Consider the following 17163-nt stretch of genomic DNA (forward strand, 5'->3'; position numbering starts at 1 on the left):
TCTTGGTTATCTTCAATCCAATCACTAGCAGCTTCTTCTGGGTCAGTACCATCTTCAATTTCTAGCATTACTTCGTTGATATCATCTTCGGTCCATTCGAAGTTATCCAATATGCTATAAACCTCTGGCATGTCATCTTCTAGCCCTTCGCGAACCATTGTATGAATACTTTCAGCATCCCCCATGGTTCCTTCTGGGTCTTCAAGATATTTTAAATCGTAACGAGAGAACATCCAATGTGGCGACCAACCAGTAATCACAATTGGATCTTCATTTTGAATCGCACTACCCAATTGTGAGGTCATCGCACCACTAGAAGAAGGAGTTACTTCCCAATCAGACAAGTTATCATAAGTATCTACTGTATCTTCAGCCGCAGCAACTACACCAGCACCTGGTTCGATACCGATAATTTCTTGGTCTGGTACTTGGTCATCCAAGTCTTCAATTGAATCTACATCCATATATTCAGGTACAACAATTCCTAATTGAGCTGCGTCTGGCAAGTTTGGACCTAAGTCTTCCACTTGGTCTCCAAATTCTTCGTATTGTGCTTCGTGAGTCACTGGTAGCCAACCTGCAACCATACCATCAGATTCACCATTAGCTACTGCTTCCCACATTACAGCATTATCTAAAGGTGTGATGTTTACATTATAACCCATATCTTCTAAGACTTGAGCTACAACGTTTGTGGAAGCAACTTCTGTATCCCATTCTACATAAGATAATTCAACAGTGTCACCACCACCTTCTGCATTTCCCCCATCGCCATTACTGCACGCGGCTAATAAAAATACCGAACTTAGAGCCAACATACTTACAAACTTTTTCTTCAAAATAAAACATCCTTTCATAAATATTAAAAACTGCCAAAAGATTTTTTATTTGCTTATTACTTACAAATAGAAAACCTTCTTTATTCATTCTTCATAGAAGACGAAATTATTTTTAATCATCGTTTGAACTATTGTTACTTGTATTCAGATTTTGTGTAAACCGGTCCATAATAATCGCCAAAATAACGATAGCTATACCGTAAACAAACCCATTTCCTACTTGTGAACGTTGAACAGCGGATAATACGCCTTGTCCAAGTCCAGGTGCTCCGATCATTGAAGCAATCACAACCATAGACAATGCAAGCATTAAAGTTTGGTTAATACCGGCAAAAATATTTCCCATAGCCAAAGGAATTTCTAATTTAAATAACTTTTGCCAGGCAGTACCACCAAAAGAATCTGAAGCTTCCACTAATTCCGTAGGCACTTGTCGAATCCCTAAGTTGGTCATTCGTACGGTGGGTGGCAAGGAGAAGATCACTGAAGCAAACACCCCAGGCACCATGCCGATACCAAAGAAAGCTACCGCTGGAATCAAATAAACAAAACCTGGCATGGTCTGCATGAAGTCAAGTATTGGTGTAATAATACTTTTGGCAATTTCGCTTTTTGACATTAAAATCCCTGAAGGAACACCAATAATGACCGAAATCAAACTAGAAATAATAACCAATGTAAGAGTACTTAATAAGTCAGACCATAGTCCTTGATTGTAAATAAGCAATAAACCAATGAATGTAAATGTCGGTAACTGCCATTTTTTGCCGCCAAGGAAAAAAGCAGCTATAGTAACTAATACAATAAAAAGCAATGGGGGTATAAATGACAAGCCAGTTGTCATTCCATCCATTATCGTTTGTCCCAGTGTTTGTAAGAATGAGAAAAATGCTGCCCAGTGTTCGGTTAGCCAGTCAACAATATTATCTACCCATTCTGAAAAAGGAATCTCATTTTGTAGAAAATCAAGCATCAGCGCTCACTCCTTCCTTATCCGCTGCTTCTTCGGTTTCAGTGGTACTCTGACTGTCATTGTCCTTGGTATCTATATCGGTCATTGCACCAATTACGCTACCACGAACCACAACACCAACAACGCGATCTTCTTCATCCACAACAGCAAGGGGAGCAGCAGAGTCTGAAATCATATCAAAGATATCCGTGACTAAGGTATCTTTCTCCACTTTTCGTACGTTCTTATCTATCACTTCTTTAAGCATCTTATCATTTTTACGAGCGTTTAAAGCCTCTTCCGCGGTTAAGCTCCCTTTAAGATACCTTTTGCGGTCCACAGCGAGTAACATACTGATTTCTTCTTTCCGCATCCGTTGTAAAGCAACATTGGGACCGTCGGCTTCTACGTTAATCGTCAAAGCAGGTTCCATAATATTTTCAGCTGTTAAGACCTTGGAACGGTCAATATCTTCGGTAAATTCACGAACGAAATCATTGGCTGGATGAGTCAAGATATCTTCGCCTGTCCCGATTTGCATAATTTTTCCATCTCGCATCAAAGCAATGCGATCTCCAATACGTAAAGCTTCGTTCAAATCATGCGTAATGAAAATAATGGTTTTTTGCATTTTTTCTTGTAGATCCAATAAATCATCTTGCATATCGCGACGAATCAAAGGATCCAACGCCGAAAAAGCTTCGTCCATTAATAACACTTCGGGATTGTTAGCCAATGCCCGTGCTAGACCCACACGTTGTTGCATCCCTCCAGATAACTGATTGGGATATTGGTCTTTTACTGAAAGTAAACCAGAATTATCCAAAGCCTCTTCGGCTTTTTGTCGACGTTCTTCCTTACCAACCCCACGTACTTCTAAGCCATATTCCGTATTCTCTAAAACAGTTCGCTGCGGAAAAAGGCCAAAGTTTTGGAAAACCATATTGAGTTTCGTCCGACGAACTTCCCGTAGATCCTCTTTGGACATTTTCGAGATATCTTCATCATCAATATAAACTTCGCCGGAAGTTGGTTCAATCAAACGATTGATTAAACGAATTAAAGTGGATTTCCCACTTCCCGATAAGCCCATAATGACAAAGACTTCGCCTTCATTTACATCAAAACTAACATCATGGACTCCTACAGTTGCGCCGGTTTCTTCCAAAATTTCTTGTTTGGATTTACCAGCTTTTACTTGTTCAAGAGCTTATTGGGTTCTTCGACCAAATATTTTGGTCAAATGCTCTACCCGAACCTTTGTACTCAAAAATAAACACTCCTTACTTTTCAGCATATTTTCAGAAAGTTACATAAAATGCCTACACTATGCTAACACCAGGTTGCCTCTTTGTCAAAAAATATAGCTTTTTATATTACAGTTTTTATGCTTCCGCTTCTGGATAAAAGAGTTGTTTCATTCGTTGCATGCTTAATTCATTTCCTATAAAATAAATCGTATTTCTGGCACTCAACTTAGCGTAAGGTCCTGGAGAAAGAAGTAATTCTTTACCTGTCTGAATACCAACAATCGTAGCTCCTGTCTTTTGCCAAATATGCAAGTCTGACACACTTCTTTCTAACTCTTGTGCTTCCGAGGTCAGTTTTAATTCAAAAGGAACAAAAGTTGAAATATCATGTACTTTTTTTGTTTGGTTAACTAAAGCGTCTAATGAGTCGGAGAAATTATCTAATTCTTCTCTCTGCCGTTGGACACTATCTAAGAGATCTTGCCGAATCTCTTGAATCGATTGAACATTTTTGTATTTTTCCACAAAAATTTGCGCATTTTCTTTGGAAGATACATAGGTTCCGCTTCCCTGTTGAGCTTCCATGATTCCTAAATCAATCAAGACATTAATAGCTTTACGGGCTGTTTCAGAAGAAGCACTAAAATTACTTGCTAAAGTAGAACGTGCATGAATTTTTTGACCCACTTTGTAACGACCTTCAACAATTCTGTCAGCAATCTCTACGGCTATTTGTTGATAACGTGGCAAAGTCACTCGTTTTGATGATTTTCCATTTTTTTCCATAAGTCCCTTCTCCCAGCTTTTTTAATGGTAATTGCGCAGAAATAATAACATAGTTATTCAAATGAAAGCAAGAAACAGCCTTATCGATGATCACAACTAGTTAAAAATACTCCTAAATAAAAGAAATTGCTAAAAACTTGTAAGACAACATTTATTTTCTTAAACATTGACCTCTTGGAAATCATACCGAATATCCTAGTAATTTTAATACCTAGGCACTGATATTATGAATAACTCCCAAGAAGAAAAAAGTATGGTCAAAACGCAAAAAAGAGGATATCCTATGCCCAGGATACCCTCCAAAAGCTGATAAATAAGCATTCTCACTATTCGCCAGCATTGGCGTCTTTGAAACCGTACTTTTTGTTGAAACGGTCTACTGGGCCATCTGCTTGCGTGAATTTTTGTCTTCCAGTGTAAAACGGATGGGAATCAGAAGTAACTTCCACACGAATAACTGGGTAAGTGTTTCCGTCTTCCCATTCAATTGTTTCATCTGAGCTTTTTGTCGAACCTGACAAAAATTTAAATCCGGTCGTTGAATCCATAAATACAACTGGATGATATTCTGGATGAATACTTTGTCTCATAATGACTACTCTCCTTTGCCCTGAGTTATTTACTAAATCAGAGTTATTTCTTTGTAACATGAACATATTAACATTTTTTATTATGGGATGCAATTCATTCTTATAAGCTTTTTCTACTGAAAAAATTATCTTTTATTGCTTCTTTTGGTTTTCTTGTCCGTAAAAGAAACGTCTTGGAAACTATCGAGGAATTCTTGATTTGTTTTGGTTTTCTTTAAAAAATTGATAAATTGTTCGGTATATTCTAAGGAATCTCCTAGCATGTTATTACGCAAACGCCAAGTTTCTTCTAATTGTTCTGGACTCATTAATAGTTCTTCTTTACGTGTGCTAGAACGTTTAAGGTCAATTGCCGGAAAGATGCGTCGTTCCGCTAGTTGTCGAGAAAGATGCATTTCCATATTCCCTGTACCTTTAAATTCTTCATAAATCACGTCGTCCATCCGGCTACCCGTATCTACTAGAGCGGTAGATAAAATTGTCAAGCTACCGCCTTCTTCAATGTTTCTAGCTGCACCAAAAAACTTTTTAGGTTTGTACAAAGCAGCAGGATCAATCCCACCACTTAATGTCCGTCCACTAGGAGGTACCACCAAATTATATGCACGTGCTAAGCGGGTAATACTATCCATTAAAATAACTACATCCCGTTTATCTTCTACTAAACGCATCGCCCGTTCTAAAACTAATTCAGATACACGTGTATGGTTATTAGGCTGTAAATCAAAAGTAGAATAAACAACGTCACCATCGACACTTCGCTCTAAATCTGTCACTTCTTCGGGACGTTCGTCAATTAAAAGAACAATTAATTCAACGTCGGGATTGTTTTCGGTAATACCATTAGCTACTTCTTTTAAAATGCTCGTTTTACCTGCTTTTGGAGGAGCTACAATGAGCCCACGTTGTCCAAATCCTACAGGGGAAAATAAGTCCATTATTCGCGTTGACACCCGACCCGGAGTGGTTTCTAAAGTAAAGGGTTCTTCTGGATAAAGAGCGGTTAAAGCTGGAAAGTGAGGGCGTTTTTTTGCTTCTTCTGGATTTTTACCATTAACACTTTCTACATGCATCAGCCCATAGTATCGTTCTGACTCTTTTGGTGGACGCGCTTTACCTGCCACCTTATCACCATTTCTCAAACCAAAACGTCGAATTTGGGAATTAGAAATATAAATATCTTCTGCGCTCGGTCCATAATTAATCGGACGTAAAAAACCATAACCATCTTGCGAAATAATGTCTAGAATTCCTTCCATATAAAAGAATCCTTGTTTTTCTGCTTGTGCTCTAATAACAGCAAATGACAACTCTTTTTTATTCATTTGACTATAATAAGAAATCTTGAAATCTCGCGCATAATTATAAATTTCTTTTAACGTCATGTTATCTAATTCCGCCATTGTTAAATAATCGCTCATTTCGTCTCCCCTTTCATTTCTATATCGGCGCCTAAATTGATTAGTTTATCAATAATATGATCATAACCGCGTAAAATATATTCTACCTTGCTAATTGTAGTTGTTCCTTCAGCCATTAAACCAGCAATAATCAAACAAGCTCCAGCCCGCAAATCAGAGGCTTCAACTTCTGCTCCATGTAATTGGCTAGGTCCATTTACAATCATCGTGTTCCCTTCAATAGAAGCGTGCGCTCCCATACGTACTAATTCAGGGATATGGTTGGTTCTTTTAGAATAAATTGTATCAACAATTTCAGAAGTTCCGTTAGCTTTTAACAAAAGAGAAGTAAGTGGCTGTTGCAAATCAGTTGGTAAGCCTGGGTAAGGGTAAGTTTTAACGGCTGTCGGTTGCAAATGTTGTGTTTTAGGAACATAAATCGTATCTTCGGTAATTTCTAACTCTACGCCTATCTCTTCTAATTTAGAAATATAGCTATCTAAATGTTCATAAATAACATTTTTGATCTTAACACCTTCGCCACAAGCAGCTGCTATAGCTAAATAAGTTCCAGCTTCAATACGATCTGGAATAATTGCATGGCGACAACCATGTAAATGATCTACACCTTCAATACGAATTTCATCGGTGCCTGCTCCACGAACTTTGGCTCCCATATTATTTAACAGCGTAGCTACATCAATAATTTCCGGCTCTTTTGCTGCATTTTCAATAATGGTACGTCCTTTAGCTTTTACCGCAGCTAACATAATATTAATCGTAGCTCCGATAGAGACCATATCTAAGAAAATACGATCTCCTTGCAGGCCCTTTTCTTGAGTACGCAAATACATCGCACCATGTTCATTCGTCACTTGCGCACCTAATGTTTCAAAACCTTTCATATGTAAATTAATTGGACGAGGGCCTAAATCACAACCACCTGGCAAACCTACAACACCTTCACCGAACTTGCCTAACAATGCCCCCATAAAATAATAAGAAGCACGCAAACTATTAATTTTTCCATTTGGCATTGGAACTGACACGATATGGGTTGGATCAATTTCTAGTTGATTATTCGCAAAAGCCGTTTTAACACCCATAATTTCGAGGATTTCTATTAGAGAGTGAACGTCTTGGATATCAGGGACACCTTCTAAAGTGACTGGAGAGTCTGCTAAAATCGCAGCGGGGATTAGTGCTACGGCACTATTCTTAGCTCCACTGACAGTAACTTCACCTGACAACGGACGAGCGCCGTGAATCTCAATTTTTTTCATCTTTTTCACCTATTAGTTATTATTTGGTTTAAATCCGCATATATTCTACCATAACGCGGAATGGGAAAAAAGCTAAAAAACTCACGGATCAATCATATGATCCGTGAGTGCCATTACAAAATTTACGCTTTGTTAGTTGAACCAAACCAATCAATATGGTTTTTCGCTTCTTTAATGATGGCTTCTTTACCTGGTGCTAATAATTTACGAGGGTCAAAACCTTTACCTTCTTGGTCCTTGCCTTCTTCAATGTATTGACGTGTTGCTCTAGCAAATGCAATTTGGAATTCAGTATTAACATTTACTTTGGAAATTCCCATTGTAATAGCTCTTTCAATTTGATCTTGCGGAATTCCTGAACCGCCGTGTAATACTAATGGAACATCTTTTCCTACAGCTTCAGTGATTGCTTGCAAATGATCAAAATCTAGGCCTTTCCAATTTTCAGGATATACCCCATGAATATTTCCAATACCACAAGCTAAAAAGTCAATTCCTGTGTTAACCATTTGGATACATTCGTCAATATCAGCTAATTCGCCAGTACCAACAATACCATCTTCTTCTCCGCCAATAGTTCCTACTTCACATTCAACAGACATACCTTTAGCATGTGCTCTTTCTACAACGTCTTTCGTTTTTGCTAAGTTTTCGTCAAACGGAAGAGAAGAACCATCAAACATAACTGAACTATAACCAGCTTCGATACATTCTAATGCATGCTCATATTCCCCATGGTCTAAGTGAAGAACTACGGGAACAGTAATGTTCATTGATTCGATTAAATTATTTACCATATCAACAACTAACTTATAGCCCCCCATGTATTTTGCAGCGCCCATGGAAGTTTGAATTAATACTGGTGCGTTTTTTTCTTGCGCAGATTGAAGGATCGCTTGTGTCCATTCTAAATTATTTGTGTTATACGCACCGATTGCATATCCATTTTTACGTGCTTCCTTAAAAATTTCTGAGCCTGATACTAATGGCATAATAGTTTCCTCCTAAGTTTTAATAAAACATTTTTTTCAAGCCTTGCTTGTCCAACAACTTTATTTTAGCAAATTATTTGACTTTTTTCTACTAAATCTGGTAGTTTCTATCGATTTTGCAATTTTTTTGCACTTTGAAAGTCATAATTGGAGAAAATTTTCGGAAAAATTGCTCGTTCTTTTCTTTTATTATTGAATGAACATTATATTCTCTTTTCAGTGTTCATTCAGTATCTGAATGGACATTACTTTACCTTTTTAATGTTCATTCGACTACTGATTGAACATTACTTTGGTTTTTTAATGTTCATTCGACTGCTGAATGAACATCAGAACTCCTTTTTAGTGCTCATTCGACAATAAAAAAGCTCGAAAAGCAGTAAGTTATTCGAGCTTTTTTTACTTTCTTAAACTTCTTCTTTTGTTCCCATTGCAGCACCTACAAAAGCTTTTATTAGTCTTTGCGGACGGTTAGGTCGTGAGATTAATTCTGGATGGAATTGGCATCCAATAAAGAATTTATTCGTAGGAATTTCTACGATTTCTGCTAGATGATTATCTGGAGAAACTCCTGAGAAAATCATGCCGTTTTCTGCAAAAATATCACGATACTCGTTATTAAATTCATAACGATGACGATGTCGCTCTTGTACAACTTCTTCTTGATAAGCTTGTGCTGTTTGGGTTCCTTCTTGAATTTTGCAAGGATAAAGGCCTAAGCGTAATGTCCCTCCCATGTCTTCTACACCTTTTTGTTCGACCATAAGATCAATAACGTTATGTGGTGTATAGGGATCTCTTTCCGTTGTATTCGCATTTTCTAATCCTATGACATTTCGTGCGAATTCAACACAAGCCATCTGCATGCCTAAACAAATGCCTAAAAATGGAATATCATTTTCTCGAGCATAACGGATCGTAGCGATCTTACCTTCAATTCCGCGATCACCAAAACCACCTGGAACCAAAATGCCATCTGCATCTTGTAGTTGTTCTGCCACATTCTCTTCTGTAATTTCAGCAGAATTCATCAAATCAATTTGTACTTTAGCATCGTGAGCAAATCCTCCATGCTTTAATGCCTCCATCAATGAAAGATAAGCATCCGGTAGTTCAACATATTTTCCTATTAGAGCAATACGTACTGTTTTTTTCAAATTTAATACCCGGTCGATCAATCCTTGCCACTCACTCATATCAGCTTCTGGCGCATCTAACTTTAAATGATCCAAAACAATCTGGTCCATCCCTTGTTTTTGTAAATTCATCGGAATGGAATACAATGTTTCGACATCTAATGATTCAATCACAGCTTCTGGCGCCACATCACAAAATTGAGCGAGTTTATTTTTCGTACTTTGATCAATAGGTTCTTCTGTTCTTACTACCAATAGATTCGGTTGAATACCTAAACCACGTAGTTCTTTTACACTATGTTGTGTGGGTTTTGTTTTCATTTCGCCTGCCGTTTTTAAATAAGGAATTAATGTCGTATGAACATATAAAACATTGTCAGCACCGACATCTCCTTTCATTTGTCGTAATGCTTCTAGAAAAGGTAAAGACTCGATATCACCTACTGTACCCCCAACTTCTGTTATGATCACATCAGAATCGGTCATATTAGCAGCTCGCATAATTTTTTCTTTAATTTCGTTTGTAATATGAGGAATTACTTGGACAGTCCCCCCTAAATATTCGCCTTTTCTTTCTTTGCGAATGACTTCAGAATAAACTTTTCCAGTCGTCACATTAGAATACTGGTTCAAATTTATATCAATGAATCGTTCATAATGTCCTAAGTCTAAATCTGTTTCTGCCCCATCGTCAGTTACAAATACTTCGCCGTGTTGGTATGGGCTCATCGTTCCTGGGTCGACATTAATGTAAGGATCGAATTTTTGAATGGTTACTTTTAATCCTCGATTTTTCAATAAACGTCCTAATGAAGCAGCTACAATTCCTTTTCCAATAGATGAAACAACGCCGCCAGTTACGAAAATGTATTTGGTCATAATTAAAAACTCCTTATCTTTTTTCAGGTGCCACATTTAGAAATAAAATAAAACTCCCTATTCGAATTGAATAGGGAGCTTTATTTTTTCTAAAACGATCATAGCTCTTTACTATAAGAGCGCCCAGACAAAATATTACCTCGTTCGTTTGAGAAAGTCAATCTTTATTCTTGTTTTTATTAATAAAGTTCCAAGTATTGCTTTCTTTCCCATTCTGATACTGTCTGCCTAAAGGCGGACCATTCCATTTGTTTGGCCTCAAGAAAGTTTTCATAAATGTGAGACCCTAACGCTTCAATGATAACCGAGTCATCTTTTAATTCTTTTAACGCATTATGCAAGGTCGAAGGTAAATCAAAGATTTGAGCTTTTGTCCGTTCTTCTTCTGACATCACATAAATGTTACGACTCACTTCTTCTGGTGGGACTAATTCATTTTGTATTCCATCAAGCCCAGCCTCAACTAAAGTAGCTGATGCTAAATAAGGATTAGCTGATGGATCGACGGAGCGCAATTCTAAGCGTGTAGACATTCCACGTGAAGAAGGAACACGAATTAAAGGCGAACGATTATGTCCAGACCACGCTACATGCACCGGTGCTTCATATCCAGGCACTAAGCGTTTATAAGAATTTACTGTTGGATCACAAACAGCAGTATAAGCACGTGCATGTTTGATTAGCCCTGCCAAAAATTGGTAAGCTGTAGTACTTAGCTCCATTTCACCACTTTCATCGTAAAAAGCGTTTTGTTCTCCTTTAAATAAAGACATATTACAATGCATACCCGATCCAGCAATACCATCCATCGGTTTAGGCATGAAAGTCGCATGTAATCCATATTCTCGGGCGATCGTTTTTACTACTAATTTAAAAGTTTGGATATTATCACATGCATCAATCGCATCCGCATATTTAAAATCAATTTCATGCTGCCCCGGAGCTGCTTCGTGATGAGAAGCTTCTACTTCAAACCCAAGTTTTTCTAATTCTAGCACGATATCTCGGCGACAATTTTCGCCTAAATCCATAGGAGCAAAGTCAAAATATCCTCCATGATCATTTAAGTTTGTCGTAATATTTTCGTCTTTATCCAATTGAAATAAGAAAAACTCGGGTTCTGGTCCTAGTTCAAAAGAGGTGAAACCTAACTCTTGCATACGAGACAAGACACGTTTTAAATTCCCCCGCGGATCCCCTGCAAAAGGCGTTCCATCTGAATTATAGATATCACAGATTAAACGAGCAACTTTGCCGTGCTCAGCTTCCCATGGAAAAATCATCCAAGTGGTTAAATCAGGATATAGGTACATATCACTTTCTTCAATGCGTACAAATCCTTCAATAGAAGAACCATCAAACATCATCTTATGATCTAAAACTTTATCAATCTGACTAATCGGAACTTCTACATTTTTTATCATACCGCTAACGTCGGTAAACATTAAACGTAAAAACCGGACATTCTCGTTTTGAGCAATCTCTTTGATTTCTTCTGCAGTATAGTCTACTTTGGGCATAAAAATTTTTCCTTCCTTTTTCCGCGGTTTTTTAGTAGTAAACCTGTCTCTTACAATTGGGGGCCTTTCATACCAAATGGATTTTGGCTTTTTTGACTTAATCCACCTTGTGAAAGGATTTCATCGTAAAAGATACGCCTAACATCTTTATCTGTAAGTGGTTGCTTGCTCTTGGCCTTTTTTTCTTCTTCTTTTTGCTTTTTATATACATGCTTTATTCCTGCCATATTGAGTCCTTCAGCAAGATAGTCTTTAATTTCAAGCAATACATCAATATCATTTAAAGAATATAAGCGTCGGTTCCCTTCGCTTCTTTCTGGATGAATCAAGTCTTGTTCTTCATAGTAACGAATTTGTCGAGCTGTTAAATCCGTTAACTTCATGACTGTACCAATTGGAAAAACAGACAACGAACGTCGTAGCTCTTTTTCACTCATACGCTTTCTCCTCTTTCCTGATGTTGGTCAATCTACTTAGTAACTATACCAATTGCTAGAGCACCTGTCAACTAATTATGTAACAAAACCTGACACAAAAAAAGTAACAACAAAAAACTCTTTTGCTGCTACTTTTTTTGATTCATTTTCGTAATGGCAAAAGAATTTTCTTTAGCAAAACCTTTCACCACATATTGCTGAGTGCTTTCATCAAAATCAGTTGTTATAACTAATGTGTTTTCCTTCAGTTTTTCTAACAAGCGCCCTTCATCTGGAGCTAAAACGAGAGTATAAGGTTGCAGTTTTTCTTTCATAATAGATTGGATAGCGTTTGTAAGCTTCTCTTTACTATCAGGATCATTGGCTGAAAGCAACACATGAGGATATTGCGTAGGCACAAACTGCTTTTCGTCAATTATATCCGCTTTATTATAAATTGCCAAAACAGGAACATGACGCAAATTTAAGTCCTCCATCAATTGGAGTACTGTTTGTTCTTGTTGTTGCCGATTAGCAGCAGACGCATCTATTACATGCAAAATTAAATCCATGTTTTGACTTTCTTCCAAAGTAGAATGAAAAGCATCTACCAACTGAGTTGGCAAATCTTGGATAAAACCTACAGTATCTGTCACAGTCACTTCAAATCCATCAGGCAAACGCCATTTTTTCGTTAATGGATCTAATGTAGCAAATAGCTGATCTTTTTCATAAGTGTTTGCACTAGTCAATAAATTTAATAATGTCGATTTTCCTGCGTTCGTATATCCAACTAGACCAATTTGATATACTTCTTGTTCATTTCGTTGTTGACGCGTACGTCGGCGATGCTCTTCGACTTCTTTTAACTCCTGACGAATGCTTGTCATTTTTTTACGAATTAAACGACGGTCTGTCTCTAATTTCGTTTCACCAGGGCCTCTAGTTCCGATACCACCGCCTAAGCGAGACAAAGTCTTCCCTTGTCCAATAATTCGAGGAAATGAGTATTCTAATTGGGCCAATTCAACTTGTAATTTTCCTTCTTTAGAACGGGCACGCTTAGCAAAAATGTCTAAGATTAATTGGATACGATCAATCGTTGGTGTTTCCAAGAAATTTTCAACGATTTGTCCTTGACGTGGTGTTAATGCACGGTTAAAAATGACTAAATCAATGTTTTCCTTATCAATAATTTGTCGCAATTCTTCCATTTTCCCCTTGCCGATAATTGTCTGATGATCGACTTGATCTCGATTTTGTTCGACAGTTGTAATAACTTCTCCATGTGCTGTTTTTGCCAAATTAGCTAACTCTGCCATAGAATCGTCAAAGGTAAGATAATTTTCCGCGGTTTTTAATCCAACTAAAACGACTCGCTCTTTTTTTGTCATTTCACACCTCCAACCAATGACATACTTCATTTTCTATCTTTGTAAATGCTTCAGGATTTTCGAGTAAGTCAAACCAACAAAAAGACATGCGATTGTAAAACCAAGTAAGCTGCCTTTTGGCGTAACGTCTTGAATTTCTTTTAATCTGTTCTTTTATTTCAGTTAACGTCTGTTCGCCGGAAAAGTAAGGGAGGAATTCTTTATAGCCGATCCCTTTAGCTGCTTGACTCTCAGGAAAGCGTCTAACAAATTCAGCCTCTTGTAGTAAACCCTTTTGTATCATATCTTCTACGCGTTGATTTATTCTTTCATATAAAACAGACCGCTCTGTGCTTAGACCGATCATAAAACTATCGTATAATTTTTCTGGCTTTTTTTTAGGAGCAGTGATACTTTCTCCTGTTGTTTCCATCACTTCTAGTGCGCGAATAACTTTGCGCTGATTATTCATATGGATCTTTGTGGCTGCTAAGGGGTCCTTTTCTTGCAATAGTGCAAAAAGTGCTTCAGTTCCTTTATCTTGAGCGAAGTTTTCATATTTTTGACGAATACTTTCGTCTTTTTTTTGAGCACCTAATTGATAATCATAAAGGAGAGATTGAATATATAAGCCAGTCCCTCCTACAAGAATAGGTAACTTTCCTCTACGGTATATTTCAGCAATTTTTTGTCTAGCCTGTGTTTGAAAATCGGCCACAGAATATTGCTCTCCAATATCACAAATATCAATTAAATGGTGACAAATACCTTGTTTTTCCTCTTCTGTAATTTTAGCCGTACCTATATTTAAGCCACGGTAAATTTGCATAGAGTCTCCACTGATTACTTCCCCATTAAATTGCTGAGCTAGACGAATACTAAGTGCAGTTTTTCCTACAGCTGTTGGACCTGCAATAACTAACACTTTTTTCATGTTCTTTGCTGATTCCTTTTCTTAGCCGATAACATTTTTTCTGGGTAATCTGAAAATACACCAGCTACTCGCAAATCCATAACTTTAGCTAGTGTTTCTTCATCATTAACTATCCAAGGACGAACATCAATAGGATAATTAGGAACTTCTGCGTCATGATCTAACGCCCAGTCAGTTCGTGGGTGGATTCCTTTAATATAAGAACGATCTAAAGCCATCGTCGGAGCTTCTTCTGAATCAACCATGACAAGATCTATACGCGTTTTAGGCTCAAGTTTATGAATCCGCTCCAAAGTATCCACGTTCATACTACAATACCAATAAGTAAACGGCCATTCTTGGCTGGTCATGAGATTTGAAACTTTTTCTTCAATACCAGGATATTCTTCAACACTTGTTTTCAATTCGATTTCTACAATTCCTCGGTAATTTCGAGCGATAAATAAGTCGACTACCTCTTTAAGTGTAGGAACTTTGGTTGAGTCGTATTTGTCATCAAACCAACTTCCTGCATTTAGTGCTTTTATTTCTTTAAGTGTTTTATCCTTAATAGCACCTTTGCCGTTTGTCGTACGATTGACTTGTTCATCGTGCATAACAACAATCTCATCGTCTTTGGTCAATTGAACGTCTAATTCAATTCCTTCAGCGCCCGCTCGAATTGCTTCAGCAAAAGAAGGCAGGGTATTCTCTGGCCTTGTTCCACTGGCTCCTCTATGAGCAAAAATTTTCATCGAACTCACTCCAATCAGAGCTATTGTAACACGTATAGAAAAAATCAACAAAAAAGATAAAGAAGCCAGGAAAACACTCGCTTCTTTTATCCTTTATAATGGTTTGGAAAAGTAAGTTAGTGGTTCGTCGCTTAATTTTTTCATTTCATTTTTCTTTTCATAAATCATTTCCGTTAATTCATCAGAGAGTTCTTCGACTAACATGCGTGCTCCTTTAAATGTGTATCCTCCAATTTGAACTGTTTCTTCAGGAGATAGAACGACTTTACGTGTAGCGATTCTTTTGAAAAACTCATCCAAAAAATAATTCGGTAAATAAAAACTATTTTGCGCCGCAAACGAATGCAAATAGATATAATCATCTACCGTAATATAACAATCATCAAAAGCATTAAAACTAGTATATTGTTCCATCATAATGACACGTTTATCTAAAATTTCTACTACTTTTTTATTTAATAATACTAATGTTTCAATCTCTTTGACTTTATGCTCAAGCAAACGTCGTCTTTCATCCTTACGTTGATCAAATCGTATACGTAAATTAAATGCAATGGTTACCACAAGTGCACCAATCAAAACTCCTAATAGACCTACAAAAAACACTCTCATCTAACTTGCCCCCTCGTTTAATCGTTACTAATGATTTTATCTTACCAAATTTTTTCTTTTATATCCAAGGTTTTATATTTGACCTTTATTGACCAAGTGTGTATACTAGCTATTAGAAAAAGTTTATTTGACGTGATATAATATTATTTAAACGTCAAAATTTTCTATGAACGAAAGGAAGGAACATTATATGAATTTGATTCCAACAGTCATTGAACAATCATCTCGCGGAGAAAGAGCGTATGATATTTATTCTCGCTTATTAAAAGACCGCATTATTATGTTAAGTGGCGAAGTCACTGACGATTTATCTAACTCCATTATCTCGCAACTACTATTTTTAGATGCGCAAGATTCCGAGAAAGATATTTATCTTTATATTAATTCACCAGGTGGTAGTGTTACAGCTGGCTTTGCGATTTATGATACAATTAACTTTGTCAAAGCAGACGTGCAAACGATCGTTCTTGGTATGGCCGCTTCTATGGGAAGCTTCTTACTAACAGCTGGTACCAAAGGCAAACGTTTTGCTTTACCAAATGCTGAAATTTTGATTCACCAACCATTAGGTGGTGCTCAAGGGCAAGCAAGTGATGTTGATATCGCTGCTCGTCATATCTTAAGAACCCGGGATCGTTTAAACGAAATCTTGGCTGAACGTACAGGTCAACCAATCGATGTCATTGAACGCGATACCGATCGTGATAACTATATGTCTGCTGAAGAAGCAAAAGAATATGGTTTGATTGATGAAATTATGACTAACAAATAAACAATAAATAAACGTGCCATTGTCTTGACTAAATTTAGTGAAGGCAATGGCTTTTTTGCTTATCGATATTATTCACTCCTATTTTCATATTTAAGGTATTTTCCATTTAGATAATCTCGTCCTAATTGGCAATAATGATCCACATTTTCTTTATTAGCTTTGATTTCTTCCAGCGTTAATTCTCGGATCACTTTTGCTGGACGACCTAAAGCTAGAGAATTAGGCGGAATAACGGTTCCTTGCGTGACTAAAGAACCTGCGCCAACCATACTGTTTTCCTCCACTACTTTATTATTCATAACAATAGATCCCATGCCGATTAAAACGCCATCTTTAACTTTACAATCATGCAGCAAACATTGATGGTCTACTGTGATATTATTACCCACCTCACAAGGAGCATCATAGTCCACATGAATCACCGATAATAATAGGGGCGTAATCCCATCCCCCCACGAAGAACACTATTAAACCAAACAGTAACCTCTGTGTCTAAAGTAACATCGCCTACAATAGTCGCATTTTTTGCAATAAAATTTTTCATTATTTTTCCCTTCTTTCAATTTAGCTAAAAACCTTTAATCATAAATAAAGGTTCTTTTGATAAACTTAAACTCCCCCGTTCTTAATAAAGCAAGATTTCCTATGTAGATAATATTGATTGTTTAAAGAAACTAGAATCTTTTAATCAATAA

At 37.1% G+C, this 17163-nt stretch carries 13 protein-coding genes and 3 pseudogenes; 1 reads left to right on the forward strand and 15 read right to left on the reverse strand.

Going from position 1 to position 17163, the window contains the following annotated elements:
* From G577_RS12755 to G577_RS0110725, 14 genes and pseudogenes are all read right to left on the reverse strand, one after another.
* A pseudogene (locus tag G577_RS12755) lies at positions 1–1812 on the reverse strand (ABC transporter permease/substrate binding protein); the annotation flags it as partial.
* A pseudogene (locus tag G577_RS11570) lies at positions 1805–3088 on the reverse strand (quaternary amine ABC transporter ATP-binding protein). The pseudogenes G577_RS12755 and G577_RS11570, both read right to left, overlap by 8 nt.
* Before the next feature lie 88 nt (positions 3089–3176).
* Entirely contained in the window at positions 3177–3827 is a 651-nt protein-coding gene (locus G577_RS0110670; protein WP_028791147.1) for a GntR family transcriptional regulator, read from the reverse strand.
* A 326-nt stretch (positions 3828–4153) separates the two neighbouring features.
* Complete coding sequence (locus G577_RS0110675) at positions 4154–4417, reverse strand: type B 50S ribosomal protein L31 (protein ID WP_028791148.1); 264 nt, start codon at positions 4415–4417, stop codon at positions 4154–4156.
* Positions 4418–4542: 125 nt separating this feature from the next.
* Positions 4543–5838 (reverse strand): transcription termination factor Rho, encoded by a 1296-nt coding sequence (gene rho, locus G577_RS0110680; protein ID WP_028791149.1) that lies wholly within the window; start codon positions 5836–5838, stop codon positions 4543–4545.
* Positions 5835–7100: a UDP-N-acetylglucosamine 1-carboxyvinyltransferase gene (locus tag G577_RS0110685; RefSeq protein WP_028791150.1), complete on the reverse strand. Its 1266-nt coding sequence runs from the start codon at positions 7098–7100 to the stop codon at positions 5835–5837. Before G577_RS0110685 ends, rho begins: the two co-directional genes overlap by 4 nt.
* A 122-nt stretch (positions 7101–7222) precedes the next feature.
* Positions 7223–8092, reverse strand: coding sequence for a class II fructose-bisphosphate aldolase (locus tag G577_RS0110690; protein ID WP_028791151.1), 870 nt, complete (start codon positions 8090–8092; stop codon positions 7223–7225).
* Positions 8093–8499: 407 nt separating this feature from the next.
* Positions 8500–10107 (reverse strand): CTP synthase, encoded by a 1608-nt coding sequence (locus tag G577_RS0110695; protein ID WP_028791152.1) that lies wholly within the window; start codon positions 10105–10107, stop codon positions 8500–8502.
* Between the two features lie 179 nt (positions 10108–10286).
* Entirely contained in the window at positions 10287–11627 is a 1341-nt protein-coding gene (glnA, locus tag G577_RS0110700; RefSeq protein ID WP_028791153.1) for a type I glutamate--ammonia ligase, read from the reverse strand.
* Between the two features lie 50 nt (positions 11628–11677).
* Entirely contained in the window at positions 11678–12064 is a 387-nt protein-coding gene (locus tag G577_RS0110705; RefSeq protein WP_028791154.1) for a MerR family transcriptional regulator, read from the reverse strand.
* 128 nt (positions 12065–12192) lie between these two features.
* Positions 12193–13437 (reverse strand): GTPase HflX, encoded by a 1245-nt coding sequence (gene hflX, locus G577_RS0110710; RefSeq protein ID WP_028791155.1) that lies wholly within the window; start codon positions 13435–13437, stop codon positions 12193–12195.
* 1 nt (position 13438) lies between these two features.
* Positions 13439–14350, reverse strand: a complete 912-nt coding sequence (gene miaA / locus G577_RS0110715; RefSeq protein ID WP_028791156.1) for a tRNA (adenosine(37)-N6)-dimethylallyltransferase MiaA — start codon at positions 14348–14350, stop codon at positions 13439–13441.
* Positions 14347–15084 carry a glycerophosphodiester phosphodiesterase family protein gene (locus G577_RS0110720; RefSeq protein ID WP_028791157.1) on the reverse strand — a complete coding sequence of 246 codons (738 nt, stop codon included), beginning with the start codon at positions 15082–15084 and terminating at the stop codon, positions 14347–14349. The genes miaA and G577_RS0110720 overlap by 4 nt, the downstream gene beginning before the upstream one ends.
* A 93-nt stretch (positions 15085–15177) precedes the next feature.
* Positions 15178–15696, reverse strand: a complete 519-nt coding sequence (locus G577_RS0110725) for a hypothetical protein (RefSeq protein ID WP_028791158.1) — start codon at positions 15694–15696, stop codon at positions 15178–15180.
* A gap of 166 nt (positions 15697–15862) precedes the next feature.
* Here G577_RS0110725 and clpP point away from each other — a divergent pair, with 166 nt between their 5' ends.
* Entirely contained in the window at positions 15863–16468 is a 606-nt protein-coding gene (clpP, locus tag G577_RS0110730; RefSeq protein WP_081675774.1) for an ATP-dependent Clp endopeptidase proteolytic subunit ClpP, read from the forward strand.
* 68 nt (positions 16469–16536) lie between these two features.
* Here clpP and G577_RS11575 read toward each other — a convergent pair.
* Positions 16537–17012 (reverse strand): annotated as a pseudogene (locus G577_RS11575) (gamma carbonic anhydrase family protein).
* Positions 17013–17163: the final 151 nt, after the last annotated feature.

The sequence above is a fragment of the Tetragenococcus muriaticus DSM 15685 genome (genome assembly GCF_000423785.1).
Classification (GTDB): domain Bacteria; phylum Bacillota; class Bacilli; order Lactobacillales; family Enterococcaceae; genus Tetragenococcus; species Tetragenococcus muriaticus.

Coding starts and splice junctions, on each gene's coding strand:
- G577_RS0110670 (WP_028791147.1), bottom strand. CDS start 3,827: ATGGAAAAAAATGGAAAATCATCAAAACGAGTGACTTTGCCACGTTAT.
- G577_RS0110675 (WP_028791148.1), bottom strand. CDS start 4,417: ATGAGACAAAGTATTCATCCAGAATATCATCCAGTTGTATTTATGGAT.
- rho (WP_028791149.1), bottom strand. CDS start 5,838: ATGAGCGATTATTTAACAATGGCGGAATTAGATAACATGACGTTAAAA.
- G577_RS0110685 (WP_028791150.1), bottom strand. CDS start 7,100: ATGAAAAAAATTGAGATTCACGGCGCTCGTCCGTTGTCAGGTGAAGTT.
- G577_RS0110690 (WP_028791151.1), bottom strand. CDS start 8,092: ATGCCATTAGTATCAGGCTCAGAAATTTTTAAGGAAGCACGTAAAAAT.
- G577_RS0110695 (WP_028791152.1), bottom strand. CDS start 10,107: ATGACCAAATACATTTTCGTAACTGGCGGCGTTGTTTCATCTATTGGA.
- glnA (WP_028791153.1), bottom strand. CDS start 11,627: ATGCCCAAAGTAGACTATACTGCAGAAGAAATCAAAGAGATTGCTCAA.
- G577_RS0110705 (WP_028791154.1), bottom strand. CDS start 12,064: ATGAGTGAAAAAGAGCTACGACGTTCGTTGTCTGTTTTTCCAATTGGT.
- hflX (WP_028791155.1), bottom strand. CDS start 13,437: ATGACAAAAAAAGAGCGAGTCGTTTTAGTTGGATTAAAAACCGCGGAA.
- miaA (WP_028791156.1), bottom strand. CDS start 14,350: ATGAAAAAAGTGTTAGTTATTGCAGGTCCAACAGCTGTAGGAAAAACT.
- G577_RS0110720 (WP_028791157.1), bottom strand. CDS start 15,084: ATGAAAATTTTTGCTCATAGAGGAGCCAGTGGAACAAGGCCAGAGAAT.
- G577_RS0110725 (WP_028791158.1), bottom strand. CDS start 15,696: ATGAGAGTGTTTTTTGTAGGTCTATTAGGAGTTTTGATTGGTGCACTT.
- clpP (WP_081675774.1), top strand. CDS start 15,863: ATGAACGAAAGGAAGGAACATTATATGAATTTGATTCCAACAGTCATT.